Source organism: Caldisericum exile AZM16c01, from assembly GCF_000284335.1.
Classification (GTDB): Bacteria; Caldisericota; Caldisericia; order Caldisericales; family Caldisericaceae; genus Caldisericum; species Caldisericum exile.
The window spans coordinates 762,988-776,628 of the sequence record NC_017096.1; the positions used below are offsets into that span (position 1 = coordinate 762,988).

Here is a 13,641-nt window from a genome sequence, read left to right on the forward strand (position 1 = left end):
AAGGAAGTAAAATTTTTTTACTCGCAGTTATTATCCTCTCACTTATTTTCGGAGGGGCCCTTTATACACTGTTATTTATTAGTTTGATATATATCGTGCTATATGCTGTTTTTATTAATAAAGTAAGCATTGAAAGTTTTACTGATGTCTCTACTTATACCCTTACGCTTGGAAGTAGTTTTGACCTAAAATATTTTGTTAGTGGAAATTCAGTTTTACCAATAAAGATCTCATATGAGGTTCTTCTGCCATATTATCTTATTCCAATTTCAAGTGGAAACAAGGGTAAATTTTTTGGTAGAAATATAAGTGTCGAAAACACTATCAGGTGTAGAGGTAACAGAAGAGGGACATATAATGTTGGTGAGATTGAGTTTAGAATATCTGACCCTTTGGCTCTTTTCAACAGAATAATAAAATCAGATAATTTAAAAACTATTTTTGTCTTTCCAAATATTGTGCCGCTTGAAAAATTAAAAATACTGCTTTCGGACCCTTTTGAAGGGCAAAAAGCAAAATATAGAATAAATTTTGATTATTCTTATGTTGCAGGTGTCCGTGAATATAATCCGTTTGATCCTGTTTCAATGATTCACTGGAAACAAACTGCTCATAGAGGCAAACTTATGGTAAAAGAATTTGATTTTAGTGCCTCAAAAAAAATTTATGTTGCGTTAAATCTACACAAAAAATCGAAGCGTTTCCAAGACAATGCAACTTCGATTGCAGCATCAGTAATTTACTATGCAAACAAATTTCATCTACCAAATGCAATTATTGTTAATAGCAAACCACTCATTGTTAGTCTGCCAAAGACAGGTGAGTATCATATGCTTGAAAATTTCAAATTGCTTTCCATATCAATTGATGAATCTTTTGAAACGCTTGAATTCATTCAGAAAATTAGTGATAATGTAGATTTTGGAAGTGAACTTTTCTATATAGACAAGGATATGAATTTAGATGCACTGGAAGAAATACTCAAAATAAAGAAAAATTTTTCTAAGATTAATATTATACTTTTGGTTGATGATACTTTTGTTAAACCTAATGAAAAACCTCCCAGTTATTATTTTATGGAACCAGCGTACGTAAAGAGGATTGCGTCTGTTGAAGATGTTTTAAGAAGAGAGAGTATATATTTCTACCCTATTTTTGGTAATGAATATCTAACCGTGTTGGAGAGATAAATGGAATATTTAATTTTTTCTTTTCAAGTAGTAATAGCAGGATATTTATTAATACAAAAGATTACAAAATCGCTTAACTTTGGCTTTCTTTTATATTATTTTATAATTATTTTTGCCATAATTATGTTTTATTTTATGTACAAAATGGAAGTTTCAAAACTATTCATTGTTATCCTCTCGTTTATCTTAGGAACATTTTTAACAAAGACAAGTAATTTGTTCAACTTACTATCATTTGGGGTTCTTTACTTTTATATTATTGATAAAACGAAAGAAAATGAGATTTTCAGTAAAAAATTGTATTTCTTGCTTGCATGGATTGTTCTTTTGGGATTAATACCCAAAAATCCCCCTACTATTTTTCTGAAACATGTTTCAACTTTAATAAAGGAAGTAATATCTTTCTTGTTTTTTAACGAGGTTAGTTCTAATAATTATCAAAACACAACTTCAAGCAAAATTTTCAATAGTATTCAGAATATCATAAACGAAAAAGCACCAGCAGATGTTCGTTTTCTCGGTTTTGCAAATACTCTTGCCTTGTTTGTTTCCTTTGCTATTTTAATAATTCTCATTTTTCTTTTTATTTTAATTCTTAAAACAGAAGTGGCGCACAAAAATTACAAAAATAAAAAATATCAAAGGGTTATTTCTCTTGCATTGTTACTTTCAATAACGTCTTTTCTAATGATATTTATATCATTTAAGTATATCAACGATAATACTTCTGTACAATTAACAACGAATGTATGGAAAGGTTTGTTTTTGCTTGTCATGTATTTTTCCATTATCGTTACAATTTATCGAATTTCCAGGCAATACATCTTAAGGCAAGACCAAAGAGAGTTTTACATAGCTCCGAGGAGCTTAATGATCTTACTTTCAGTATGTTTTGTCTTGCTTATCGCTGGTTTAACTGTAATTATCTTGTCAGGAGAAAGATCAGCAATATCGTTTATTTCACTTTCAATAATTGCGTTTCTTATACTAATATACTTCTATGTTTTTTCTCTAAGAAGAGAAATTGCTATTTTCGAAAATAATGAAATATTTAAAGAGCCAAAAAAATTGGTAGAAAATTATACAAAGTTTGGAGAAGACTACCTAAATATTATAAATGACCCAAGAGAATTTGTAATTTACCTTTATTTTTTATCGCTTATAAATTTCAGTAAGGTTGGGTTTAAACTTAGTGAAGGAATGACTCCAAAAGAATTTTTAAAAAAGGTTAAGCCATTCTTAAAAAGCAATTCGTTTGCTTCTTTAACGGACGCGTTTTACATTGTAGAGTATTCAAGCGAACAAATCAATCACGAATTGTTTGAAATGATTAAGAACAATTCAAAAGATTTATTAAATGAAATCCTTTTGATAGGGGAACCTAAGGGACTTTTGGAAACTGAACACTAAACTTTGTTCCTTTTCCTACCTCACTTTCAACGTGAATCTCACCATTATGTGCATATACATATTCTTTTACGATTGAAAGGCCTAATCCCATTCCTTCATTGCCACCTTTGTTATTTTCGCCTTTATAAAATCTTTCGAAAACATGTGGGATATCCTTTTCGTGAATACCCTGTCCGCTATCTTCTACAATAACTTTAACTTTATCTTTTTCTTCGATTAAAGATATTTTAACATAACCTTCATTGGTAAATTTAATTGAGTTATCAATAAGGTTTGAGAAGATTTCTCTCAGTTTAAGCGAATCTCCCATTATGAATATTGGTTTATTTGGTATCTCTAAGACCGGATTTAGTCCTTTTTCTTTTATCTTAATTAAAAAGCTATCAAATGTATCTTTGACAATTTCGACAACATTTATCCTTTCAAGTTCTATAGGTAAGGTTTTACTATCTGCTGAGGATAGTTTAGTTAAGTCTTTTGCCATTTTACCAAGCCTCTCAATTTCATTCTCTATAATCTTGAAAGCTTCTTCTTTTTCCTCCTTGGAAAAACTTTCGTCTTTTAAAACTTCAAGATACCCTTTAATTGATGCAAGAGGTGTTCTTAAATCATGAGAGACATTCTGCATTAATTTTGTTCTTAATTTTTCAGTTTCTCCAAGTCTAAACGCCATGTAATTTAGAGATTCCGCAAGTTCTCCAATTTCATCATCGCTTTCTTCATTAATTCTTGCCTCGAAATTCCCCTGCGAAATTTTGCGAGCAAAATTCTTCATTTCTATGACTGGTTTTATTATATATCTTGATACGAAAAGCGCTACGAAAATGCTTACCACTATAGATATTCCTCCTGAGATTAAAATAGCAATTCTTACAGAGTTCAGAAATCGTGAAGCTGATGCAGGAATAACAATTGAAACACCTCTGCCAATCATTATTCGAATAAAGAAGTATCTTACAAGTTGGTCTATAAGTATTATTGATGTAACAACAGAAATAATACTTACTATAATATGACTTAAAACTAATTTCTCTTTAAATTTCATTTGAGCATCCTATATCCTGCCCCATAAACTGATTCAATGTACTTAGGATTTTTGGGATCATCGTTGAGTTTCTTTCTTATATTTTTTATGTAAGCGTCAATTGTCCTATCATAAACAACTTCATCATACTCATCGTAAACTTCATTCATTAACTCTTCTCTGCTTAGGACAAGCGGAGATTTTTTTGCAAGTGTATATAAGACTTTAAATTCCTTTGTCGTGAGCTCAATCTCTTTCCCATTCTGAATCACACGCATTTCTTTGGGTATTATTTCAAGGTCTTTTATCTTAATTTCATGTTCGTCGGGATAAGTTCTTCTTAAAATGTTTTTCACTCTTAGAACTAATTCTCTAGGACTAAAAGGTTTTGTAACATAGTCATCTGCACCAATTTCAAGCCCCTGGACTCTATTTTCCTCATCAGCCTTTGCCGTTAACATTAAAATTGGAATATTTGAAACTTTTCGAATTTCTCTTGCAACTTCTTCGCCACTCTTAAACGGAATCATTAGGTCGAGTATTATTAATTGGGGCTTTTCTTCGGAAAATTTTGCAAGTGCTTCTCTTCCATCTTTTGCTTCAACAACTTGAAATTCTGATTTTTCAAAATACATTTTTACTAATTTTCTTATGTTTTCATCATCTTCTACAACTAATATTTTTTTCACTTTCATCACCTGATAAATTATATGAATAATTTGTGAAGGAATTATGAATTTTTTGACTTCATAAGTAAAATAGAGTAATGAAATTATTAGAAATATTGATGTATTTGTTGTTTTCATATTCGTTAGGTGCTTTAAATTCTGCTTACATACTTACGTTTGTTTTTTATAAGAAAGATATCCGCAAATTTGGTGACGGAAATGCTGGTACTACAAACGTGTTCGAAAATATCAATCGATTTCTTGCAATGATTGTATTCATAATCGATTTTTTGAAAGGTGTGTTGCCTATATACATTGGGATCAAGTTAAATCAAGGTAACGGTATTGTCGCTTTGGGAGGTGCAGCCGAGATTCTTGGTCATGATTTCCCAGTTTTATTTGGCTTGAAGGGGGGAACCGGTATTACTTCTCTTCTTGGCGGTATTTTTGCAATAAATAGTAATCTTGCAGTGGTTCTGTTTGTAGTGTTTGCTTTATTATTTGTTTTCTTTTCGTTTTCCGACATACGTTTATTTAATTTCAAACCTTTAGAAGAAAGTGAAGCCTTAACATTTGTTGTTGCGATTTTTCTTATCTTGTCGTCACGAAATACTCTTTTAAAAGAATATTTTTTCTTGTCGCTTGCTATAATTATTTATAGGCACTTTCAAAAGGCACTATATGTATTAAGTAAAATAAGGGTTTTAAAAAGTTGATTAAAATTATTTTTTTGGTATTATAATTATTGAAATTTTTGAGAGGAGGTAAAAATGGTTTCTGCAAATGAATTAAGAAGTGGCGTAACATTTGAACTTGACGGAGAATTATTTGTAGTAATATCTTACCAGCACATAAAGCCTGGGAAAGGTTCCCCTTTTGTGAGAGTAAAAATGAAAAGTCTTGAATCCGGCAATATAATTGAAAGAACTTTTAGACCAGAAGAGAAGTTTAAAAAAGCATTTCTTGAAAGAAAACCTATGCAATATCTTTATAAGGAAGGAAATAATTTTGTTTTTATGGATTTAGAGACGTATGAGCAATTTTATCTTTCAGAAGAGGATGTTGGAGATAGCGCAAATTTTCTAAAAGAAAACTTAGAAATTCAAATCGTATTTTACAAAAATAAACCAGTGTCTGTTGAATTGCCTAACTTTGTTGAACTTAAAGTAGTACAAACTGAGCCAGGAGTAAAAGGAGATACAGCGACTTCTGCGATGAAACCTGCAATACTTGAAACTGGCTACAAGTTGCAAGTTCCTCTATTTGTGAACGAGGGGGATATAATTAGAGTTGACACAAGAACAGGCGAATACCTTGAAAGGGTGAATAAATGAGTAAAATAATACTAACGATTGATGCTTTATCATCTATTATCGAAAATGTAGTATTAAACATTGAAGGAGTAAAAGGGCTTTACGGCAAGAGTCCTGTAAAATGCGTTTTTGAGGATTCAATTATTAATGTTGAGGTAAATGTTGTCGCGAGATTTGATTATGACTTGAGAAATTTAGGCAATTTAATCGCAGAAACTGTAAAGTTAGAAGTCGAAAATATAACACCGTTTAAAGTGAGTGAAATAATAGTGATATTTGGTGATATTTCTTATGAATCCTAAAACAAAAGGAAGAGAAATTGCACTTAGTGTTCTTTTTGCTGTTGACTTGGGTAAAAATTCTGTTCCAGATGCATTTTTGCCATTTAAGTATGAGTCTCCTGTTTCTCTCGAATATGCATTGAAATTGGTTCAAGGAACAATTGAAAATCTTTCAGATATTGATGAAAAGATAAAGTCTCTTTTGAAAAACTGGTCTTTTGAAAGACTCAACGCAGTTGATAAGGAGATTCTGAGGCTTGCAATTTATGAAATTGAAAATGTTGTTGGTGAGGACTATGGAATAATAGTTTTTGAGGCAGTAGAACTTGCAAAAAAGTATGGCGATCTTAACTCTGGGGATTTTGTAAATGGGATACTCAGAAGTTTCCTACGATTAAGAAATGAAGAAGTTACGACTTGAGGCTTTTATATACGGAATAGTTCAAGGTGTCGGGTTTAGATACTTTGTTCTCACAAATGCACGCAAGCTTGGTATAACTGGATATGTTGAAAACGTTTGGGACGGTTCTGTGCACGTTATTGCAGAAGGTGAAAAAGAAAATCTGGAGAAACTCGTTGAGTATCTAAAAAGAGGCCCACGTTCTGCGCGTGTCGATAAAGTTACATATACCTTGAGCGAATATAAGGGAGAATTTACAGATTTTGAGGTGTACTGATGGAAGAAAGTATAAAGGAGTATCTTGAGGAAAGAAAAAGCGTAATAGACAATTATTTGAATATCGCACTTGAAAAAATTAGAGAAGACTCTCCACTCTATGCAGCAATTAATTACAGTCTTATGGCAGGTGGCAAAAGACTCAGACCAATAATGCTCATTGCAACATATGAGTCGAATTTTGAGGACTATGAAGTTGTTTTGCCATTTGCAGCATCAGTCGAAATGATACACACTTATTCACTTATCCACGATGATCTTCCAATTTTGGACAATAGTGATTACAGACGTGGTAAGCCAACATGCCACAAGATTTATGGTAGTGATATGGCTTTGCTTGCAGGTGATGCCCTTATCTCGCTTGCGTTTGAAATAATCTCGAGCAGAAAGTTACTCGAGCATTTTGAAGCGAAATTTTTGCTTAGGATTGTTCATGATTTTGCCGAATTAAGCGGTGCTAAGGGTTTAGTTGGCGGTCAGGTGATGGATATGGTTACTATGGATATGGATGAAATAGATGAAAATCTCATACTATATATTGAAAAAAGGAAAACCGCATCTTTGTTTATACTTTCGGTAAGAGTTGGGGCAATTCTTTCAGGTGTTTCGGAAGACGAGCTTGCTAATTTAACCAAATTTGCGGAAAATTTTGGCATAAGTTATCAAATTCAGGATGACATTCTTGATGAGACTTCAACTGTAGAAGAGTTAGGAAAGGATGTTCATCAGGATAGAAAAAACAAAAAAGCAACGTTTGTTTCACTTTATGGTTTGGATCGTTCAAAAGTACTTGCAAAAGAGTATATAGAAAAAGCAAATAGTTATCTAATAGCTTATTCTGGAAAGTATAAATTACTTGAAAACATCGCAAAATTTACTTTAGAAAGGATCAAATAAAATGATTCTTGAAAATATTAATTCACCGAAGGATGTAAAAAGCCTTCGTATTAATGAATTAAAAGAACTTTCGGAAGAAATTCGTGAATTGATAATTGATGTTGTTTCTAAAAACGGTGGACATTTATCATCAAATTTAGGCGTAGTTGAACTTACCCTTGCTTTGCATTACGTGTTTGATTTTAGCAGAGATAAGTTAATCTTTGATGTTTCCCATCAGGCGTATACCCACAAAATAATTACAGGCAGAAAAGATTCCTTTCAGACTCTTAGAACCTTTGAGGGTATAAGTGGTTACGCCAATCCATTAGAAAGCCCATATGATGCATTTATTGCAGGACACGCATCTACTTCACTTGCTCTTGCTCTTGGGTTTGTAATTGCTAGGAAACTTAAAAATGAAGATTATGATGTTGTTGCGCTAATTGGAGATGGTGCACTTACTGGTGGCGAAGCATATGAGGGATTAAACAATCTAGGGCATTTAGGAGAAAAGGTTATTATTGTTTTAAATGACAATGGGATGTCAATTTCGAGAAATGTTGGTGCAATATCGAAATACCTTGCAAGACTTAGAACGTCAAAGTCATATGTGATGCTGAAAAAAATGCTTGGAAAAAATTTTGCACGTAAATTTAAACTTGCTTTAAAGGAATTATTGCTGCCTAATATACTCTTTGAGGAATTCGGTTTTACATACATTGGTCCTGTTGAAGGACACGACTTAACCGAACTCATTGATACATTTGAAAGAGTTAAAAATTTAAATGGTCCTGTTGTTGTTCACGTAGTTACCAAAAAAGGTTACGGCTACAAACTGTCTGAGGAAAAGCCTGACAAATTCCACAGTGCCGAACCTTTTGATTTTGAAAATGGAAAAGGAGTCTCTAAGGATCATGTAACTTTTTCAGATGTTTTTGGGAAAACACTCGTTGAATTAGCAGAAAAAGATAAGCGTATAGTCGCTATAACTGCCGCGATGCCTGATGGAACAAAAACAAGTTATATAAGGGAAAGATTCCCAGAGCGGTTTATTGATGTTGGAATTGCTGAGCAGTGTGCAGTTACGACAGGTGCATCCCTTGCAAAAGAAGGCTTCAAGCCTTTTGTTGCAATATACTCTACGTTTTTGCAAAGGGCACTTGATCAATTGATACACGACGTTTCTATTCTTTCTTTACCAGTAGTTTTTGCAATTGACAGAGCAGGCATAGTCTCCGACGATGGACCTACACATCAAGGTATATTTGATATAGCATACTTATCCATGATTCCGAACTTTGTCATTGCTGCCCCAAAGGATGCTTTTGAACTAAAAGGGTTAATGAGTCTTGCTCTTGACAGTGATGTGCCATTTGCACTTCGATACCCAAAAGATATCGCACAAGATGGTTTCAGTAAAAGATTTTTCCTTGAAATTGGAAAAGGAGAAATTATAAAAAGTGGAACAGAACTTACTATAGTTACGCTCGGTCCTGTATTTTACGAAGCGCTTAAAGCGTTGGAATATTTTGAAAAGAGTGGTTACAGTGTTGGACTTATAAATGCAATTTTTGCAAAACCATTTGACAAAGAGCTGATACTTAAAGAAGCTTTAAGAAGCAAGAGAGTACTTACGGTAGAGGATGGAATAAAAAGAGGAGGGTTCGGTGAGAATTTAAAGGCCTATTTATCCGACTTTGGTGTAGAAGTCACAAATATTGCAATTGATGACTTTATGCCTGAGCAAGGAAAAAGAGAAGATCTTCTTAAAAAATATGGCATCAGTAGCGAAAACATAGTAAAAGTTGGGGTAAGATTGATTGAAAAGAAGGCTTGATGAAGAAATTGTAAAAAGAGGATTACTCGAAAGTAGAACACTTGCAAAAACTTTCATTCTTGAGGGAAAAGTTCTTGTTAACGCAAGGAAAGCAATAAAACCGAGTGAATTGGTTAATGATAGCGATAATATAGAGATAATTGAAGAAAAGAAATATGTAAGTCGAGGTGGTTTTAAGTTAGAATTTGCATTGGAACAATTTGGGGTTGATGTTTCCGATAAAGTCTGTATAGATATTGGTTCTTCAACGGGGGGATTTACTGATTGCTTACTTAAACATGGTGCAAAAAAAGTTTATGCAGTTGATGTCGGAAAAAACTTGCTTGATCCGACTCTAAAGCAAAACCCAAAAGTAGTCCTAATTGAGGAATTTAATGCACGTTTCCTTTCAAAAGAAATAATAAATGAACCCGTAGATTTTATTACTATTGACGTATCATTTATATCAATCATAAAAATACTTCCAAACCTTTTATCAATATTAAAAGACGAAGGAGAAATTGTATCACTAATAAAGCCTCAGTTTGAGGGAGAACCAAAGTATCTTAAAAAGGGCATAGTTAAGGAAAAAAGTATACATATTACAATCTTAAAAGAACTTTTAAAAAAGGTTGAGAGTATAGGATTTACAGTACAAAATATTACTTACTCGCCAATAAGAGGTGGAAAAGGAAATATAGAGTTCTTTTTCCATATTAAAAAAAAAGGGATATTTGTTAAAGAAGAAATTATTGATAAAATTGTAGAGGAGGCATGGGAAAAGACAACGTGAAAAAAATTGGTATATTCTACAAAGATGATCCCTATTTGATTGAAATAGCGAGAGAACTTGAATCATTTTTAAAGCGAAAAAATATTGATGTTTTTAAGAACAGCGATTTTGGAAATCTCAAAGAAGATGAGTCATTAGTTATATTGAGCCTTGGAGGAGACGGAACCTTTTTAGGCGCTTCGCGTATAGCAATTCAACTTAATGCATCAGTTTTAGGTATTAATTTAGGAAATTTTGGTTTTTTGACTGACGTTGAAGGAATGGATGTTTTTATCGCAATAGAGAAATTATTACGAGGAGAATACTTCATTGAAGAAAGAATGACTCTTTCCTGTGAGATAAACGGGAACGAAGAAAATACTTTTTGTAGCGTAAATGATTTTGTGGTGTTAAAAGGTGCAGAGGACAAAATTTTACAATACGAAGTTGCTGTAAATGGAATAAAGGCAGGCAGATTTCGAAGCGATGGCATAGTTGTCTCAACATCAACCGGGTCTACTGCATATGCCCTTTCAGTTGGAGGTCCTATAATAGTACCTCAAGCACAGGTATTCGAGTTAAATCATATTGCACCGCATAAACTTTCTGCGCGTCCCCTTATATTAGCAGAGAGTGATATTCTTGAAATTGAAATAGAAAGTGACGGTTACTACACATTTTTAAGAGATGGCCTTAAAGTGGGGAACATTAAAAGATTTGATAGATTGGAATTCAAGAAAAATCGAAGAAACTTAAAAATAGTTCATCTTAAGGGAAAAAATTTCTTTGATGTGCTAAATAAAAAATTCGGATGGGGATATTAATATGCTATTAGGACTTATTATAAAAAATTTGGCAATTGCAAAAGACATTGAACTATCTTTTGACAATAATCTTATCATTATAACTGGCGAAACTGGAGCTGGAAAAACAATAATAATGAATGCGATTGCCTATGCGTGTGGTGGAAACGCAAGTACAAATATAATCCGAACAGGTGAGGAAAGTGCTACGGTAGAGACAAGTTTTTTTATTGGAGAAAATCAAAAAATTAAATCACTTCTTGAGGAATATTCTATTTATGAAGGTGAAGATGTTTTAGTAATTTCAAGAACAATCTCAAAAACAAGGAGCAAAGTAATTGTTAATGGTCATCTTATTTCGTTAAAACAACTTGCAGAAATTGGAAAAAATCTCATCGATATGCATGGGCAACATGAAATTCAAAGTCTTCTCGATAAGTCAACACATCTTACCTACCTTGATAAATTTAGCGGTGAAAAAATTTCAAAGTTGAGAGAAACTGTTATTTCAGATATTGCAGAGTATAAAAAATTAGACCAAAAAATAAAAGAACTGATTGATCAGGATAATAAATTTAGGCAAGAAAGAGATTTTATAAATTATGAGATAACGGAACTTGAAAAAGCAAATCTTAAGGAAGGAGAAGAAGAGGAATTAGAGGCCGAATACAAATTACTTAGTAATGCAAAAGAACTAATTAATACTCTTGAAAGCGTTCAGGAGTCTTTATCCTCGGGTGATTTTTCGGTTTCAAAAATGCTAAATTCCGTAATTTTGCTTTTACAAAAGGTAAGTGATTATTCAACAGACATTAAGGGTTTTAAGGAAAGACTTGAGAGCACTTTAATTGATATAAAGGAAACTTCTCGTGATATCGCAAATTTCTATAGTAGCATAGTTGTAGATCCTGATAGGCTTAGTTATCTTGAAGGTAGACTTGATGAAATTAGTAAATTAAAACTAAAATACAAAAAGTCAGTAAAAGAATTAATAGCTTATCTTTCAGAACTTAAAAATTCCGTTAAAAGTTTTAACGAAGTTTCTGAGGAGATTGAAGAACTTAAAAAAAGGAAAGAGATTCTCGTCGAAAAACTTAAAGCCGAAGTAGTCGAACTTTCAAAGTTAAGACAAGAAGCCGCAAAAGAATTTGAAAAACAAGTAGAAAATGAATTGAAAGACCTTGCGATGGAAAATGCAAAATTTATGGTAAAGTTAAATCAGATTGAAGATCCCGAAGGTCTTACAATAAATGAGAAATCTTATAAATTGTTTTCTGATGGTATAGATGTATGCGAGTTTCTTATAAGTCCTAACCCCCCACATGATTTTAAGCCCCTTGTAAGTATCGCCTCTGGCGGAGAACTATCTAGGGTGATGCTTGCAATTAAGTACGTGATCGCAAAAGTTGATGATATTCCAGTTCTTGCATTTGATGAGGTTGATGCAGGTATTGGTGGAAAAACAGGAGAAAAAGTTGCCGAAAAATTGTTTGAAATTTCAAAGTATAGGCAAGTTATATGTATTACTCATCTTCCGCAAATTGCATCGCTACCTTCTGAGCATTTTGTAGTTGAAAAAGTTGTAAGAGGCGACGAGACAGTACTGACTGTCAAAAAACTAAACGAATTTGAGCGAATTAATGAAATTGCAAGAATGATTTCTGGTACAAATATAACCGACACAACGATTAAGCAAGCAAAAGAACTAATAGGGAGGTGGAAAAGTGAAAATTCTTGTAATTAATCCTGGTTCAACTTCAACAAAAATTGGAGTTTTTGAGGATAAAAGTCCTATTATTGAAGAAACAATAAGACACGATAAGACTGAACTTTCAAAATTTAATACAGTTATCGAACAGTTAGATTACAGGAAATTTGCAATCTTAGACTTACTTGAACAGAAAGGAGTTTCGTTAAATGAACTTGATGCTGTCATAGGAAGAGGAGGTATTGTAAAACCTATAGAAGCAGGTACGTACATTGTTAATGAAGCACTTATTAATGATTTAAAAGTCTATTCAAAAGAACAAGAACATCCATCTACTCTTGGTGGTCTTATTGCCTATGAAATTGCAAATGCAATAGGAAAGCCTGCTTTTATTGCTGATCCTGTGTGTGTAGATGAATTTGAAGAAATTGCAAGAATTTCAGGCTTAAAGGAAATAAGAAGAAAATCCCTTCTTCATGCGTTGAATGTAAGGGCAAGTATGTATAAATACGCAGAGTCGGAAGGCAAAAACGTTAATGATCTAAATCTCATAGTTGCACACCTTGGTGGTGGAATTACTGTTGCAGCAATAAAGAAAGGAAGGATAGTAGATGTAAACAATGCAAATGAGGGAGGACCTTTCTCTCCGGAGAGAACAGGATCTCTGCCATCAATTGACGTCGTTAACATGTCATATTCAGGCAAATATACAAGAAGTGACCTTCTGAGATTATTCACAAAAGAGGGTGGTGTTTACTCATATCTTGGCACAAATAATATAAAGGAAGTTATAGAAAGAGTAAAAAATGGTGACAAAGTTGCAAAAGAAGTTTTTGATGCAATGTGTTATCAAATTGCTAAAGAAATAGGAGGAATGGCAACTGTATTAAAGGGTGATGTTGAAGCAATAATTATCACTGGCGGTATTGCGTATAACGAAGAGGTAATCCAGGAAATTACAAAAAGAGTTTCATTTATTGCGAAAGTAGTTTCTTATCCTGGAGAATTTGAGATGGAAGCACTTGCTTTTGCTGCTCTTAGGGTTTTAAAGAGAGAGGAAGATGCAAAAATTTACACATAAATGTGATATAATAAAATAAA

15 protein-coding genes are annotated in these 13,641 nt (G+C 32.8%); 13 read left to right on the plus strand and 2 right to left on the minus strand.

Going from position 1 to position 13,641, the window contains the following annotated elements:
• Positions 1-95 precede the first annotated feature (95 nt).
• Both CSE_RS03725 and CSE_RS03730 read left to right on the plus strand, forming a co-directional pair.
• Positions 96-1,190 (plus strand): DUF58 domain-containing protein, encoded by a 1,095-nt coding sequence (locus tag CSE_RS03725; protein WP_172633860.1) that lies wholly within the window; start codon positions 96-98, stop codon positions 1,188-1,190.
• Positions 1,191-2,600: a hypothetical protein gene (locus CSE_RS03730; protein WP_014453308.1), complete on the plus strand. Its 1,410-nt coding sequence runs from the start codon at positions 1,191-1,193 to the stop codon at positions 2,598-2,600. It abuts the gene before it with no gap.
• On the opposite strand, the gene CSE_RS03735 is transcribed toward CSE_RS03730, so the two are convergent.
• Both CSE_RS03735 and CSE_RS03740 read right to left on the minus strand, forming a co-directional pair.
• Positions 2,572-3,645, minus strand: a complete 1,074-nt coding sequence (locus CSE_RS03735; RefSeq protein ID WP_014453309.1) for a sensor histidine kinase — start codon at positions 3,643-3,645, stop codon at positions 2,572-2,574. The two genes, CSE_RS03730 and CSE_RS03735, sit on opposite strands and share 29 nt — an antisense overlap.
• Positions 3,642-4,319 (minus strand): response regulator transcription factor, encoded by a 678-nt coding sequence (locus CSE_RS03740; RefSeq protein WP_014453310.1) that lies wholly within the window; start codon positions 4,317-4,319, stop codon positions 3,642-3,644. Before CSE_RS03740 ends, CSE_RS03735 begins: the two co-directional genes overlap by 4 nt.
• A 71-nt stretch (positions 4,320-4,390) precedes the next feature.
• Between CSE_RS03740 and CSE_RS07890 the strand changes: the two genes are divergently transcribed.
• Genes CSE_RS07890 through buk form a run of 11 tightly spaced genes read left to right on the plus strand, consistent with a single transcriptional unit; the run spans position 4,391 to position 13,621 of the window.
• Positions 4,391-5,008 carry a glycerol-3-phosphate acyltransferase gene (locus tag CSE_RS07890; protein ID WP_014453311.1) on the plus strand — a complete coding sequence of 206 codons (618 nt, stop codon included), beginning with the start codon at positions 4,391-4,393 and terminating at the stop codon, positions 5,006-5,008.
• A 54-nt stretch (positions 5,009-5,062) separates the two neighbouring features.
• Positions 5,063-5,626 (plus strand): elongation factor P, encoded by a 564-nt coding sequence (efp, locus tag CSE_RS03750; protein ID WP_014453312.1) that lies wholly within the window; start codon positions 5,063-5,065, stop codon positions 5,624-5,626.
• The gene (locus CSE_RS03755) at positions 5,623-5,907 is read left to right on the plus strand and encodes a hypothetical protein (RefSeq protein WP_014453313.1); all 285 of its coding nucleotides are present in this window, start codon (positions 5,623-5,625) and stop codon (positions 5,905-5,907) included. The genes efp and CSE_RS03755 overlap by 4 nt, the downstream gene beginning before the upstream one ends.
• Positions 5,897-6,307 carry a transcription antitermination factor NusB gene (gene nusB, locus CSE_RS03760; RefSeq protein WP_014453314.1) on the plus strand — a complete coding sequence of 137 codons (411 nt, stop codon included), beginning with the start codon at positions 5,897-5,899 and terminating at the stop codon, positions 6,305-6,307. Before CSE_RS03755 ends, nusB begins: the two co-directional genes overlap by 11 nt.
• Positions 6,288-6,563: an acylphosphatase gene (locus tag CSE_RS03765; RefSeq protein ID WP_014453315.1), complete on the plus strand. Its 276-nt coding sequence runs from the start codon at positions 6,288-6,290 to the stop codon at positions 6,561-6,563. The genes nusB and CSE_RS03765 overlap by 20 nt, the downstream gene beginning before the upstream one ends.
• Entirely contained in the window at positions 6,563-7,459 is an 897-nt protein-coding gene (locus CSE_RS03770) for a polyprenyl synthetase family protein (protein WP_014453316.1), read from the plus strand. The genes CSE_RS03765 and CSE_RS03770 overlap by 1 nt, the downstream gene beginning before the upstream one ends.
• Before the next feature lies 1 nt (position 7,460).
• Positions 7,461-9,278, plus strand: a complete 1,818-nt coding sequence (gene dxs / locus CSE_RS03775) for a 1-deoxy-D-xylulose-5-phosphate synthase (protein ID WP_014453317.1) — start codon at positions 7,461-7,463, stop codon at positions 9,276-9,278.
• Complete coding sequence (locus tag CSE_RS03780) at positions 9,262-10,050, plus strand: TlyA family RNA methyltransferase (RefSeq protein WP_014453318.1); 789 nt, start codon at positions 9,262-9,264, stop codon at positions 10,048-10,050. Before dxs ends, CSE_RS03780 begins: the two co-directional genes overlap by 17 nt.
• Positions 10,032-10,853, plus strand: coding sequence for an NAD(+)/NADH kinase (locus CSE_RS03785; protein ID WP_014453319.1), 822 nt, complete (start codon positions 10,032-10,034; stop codon positions 10,851-10,853). Before CSE_RS03780 ends, CSE_RS03785 begins: the two co-directional genes overlap by 19 nt.
• A 1-nt stretch (position 10,854) precedes the next feature.
• Complete coding sequence (gene recN, locus CSE_RS03790; RefSeq protein WP_014453320.1) at positions 10,855-12,576, plus strand: DNA repair protein RecN; 1,722 nt, start codon at positions 10,855-10,857, stop codon at positions 12,574-12,576.
• Positions 12,557-13,621 carry a butyrate kinase gene (gene buk, locus CSE_RS03795; protein ID WP_014453321.1) on the plus strand — a complete coding sequence of 355 codons (1,065 nt, stop codon included), beginning with the start codon at positions 12,557-12,559 and terminating at the stop codon, positions 13,619-13,621. The genes recN and buk overlap by 20 nt, the downstream gene beginning before the upstream one ends.
• Positions 13,622-13,641 lie beyond the last annotated feature (20 nt).

Coding starts and splice junctions, on each gene's coding strand:
- CSE_RS03785 (WP_014453319.1), top strand. CDS start 10,032: ATGGGAAAAGACAACGTGAAAAAAATTGGTATATTCTACAAAGATGAT.
- CSE_RS03730 (WP_014453308.1), top strand. CDS start 1,191: ATGGAATATTTAATTTTTTCTTTTCAAGTAGTAATAGCAGGATATTTA.
- CSE_RS03755 (WP_014453313.1), top strand. CDS start 5,623: ATGAGTAAAATAATACTAACGATTGATGCTTTATCATCTATTATCGAA.
- dxs (WP_014453317.1), top strand. CDS start 7,461: ATGATTCTTGAAAATATTAATTCACCGAAGGATGTAAAAAGCCTTCGT.
- CSE_RS03770 (WP_014453316.1), top strand. CDS start 6,563: ATGGAAGAAAGTATAAAGGAGTATCTTGAGGAAAGAAAAAGCGTAATA.
- CSE_RS07890 (WP_014453311.1), top strand. CDS start 4,391: ATGAAATTATTAGAAATATTGATGTATTTGTTGTTTTCATATTCGTTA.
- efp (WP_014453312.1), top strand. CDS start 5,063: ATGGTTTCTGCAAATGAATTAAGAAGTGGCGTAACATTTGAACTTGAC.
- CSE_RS03735 (WP_014453309.1), bottom strand. CDS start 3,645: ATGAAATTTAAAGAGAAATTAGTTTTAAGTCATATTATAGTAAGTATT.
- recN (WP_014453320.1), top strand. CDS start 10,855: ATGCTATTAGGACTTATTATAAAAAATTTGGCAATTGCAAAAGACATT.
- nusB (WP_014453314.1), top strand. CDS start 5,897: ATGAATCCTAAAACAAAAGGAAGAGAAATTGCACTTAGTGTTCTTTTT.
- CSE_RS03765 (WP_014453315.1), top strand. CDS start 6,288: ATGAAGAAGTTACGACTTGAGGCTTTTATATACGGAATAGTTCAAGGT.
- CSE_RS03740 (WP_014453310.1), bottom strand. CDS start 4,319: ATGAAAGTGAAAAAAATATTAGTTGTAGAAGATGATGAAAACATAAGA.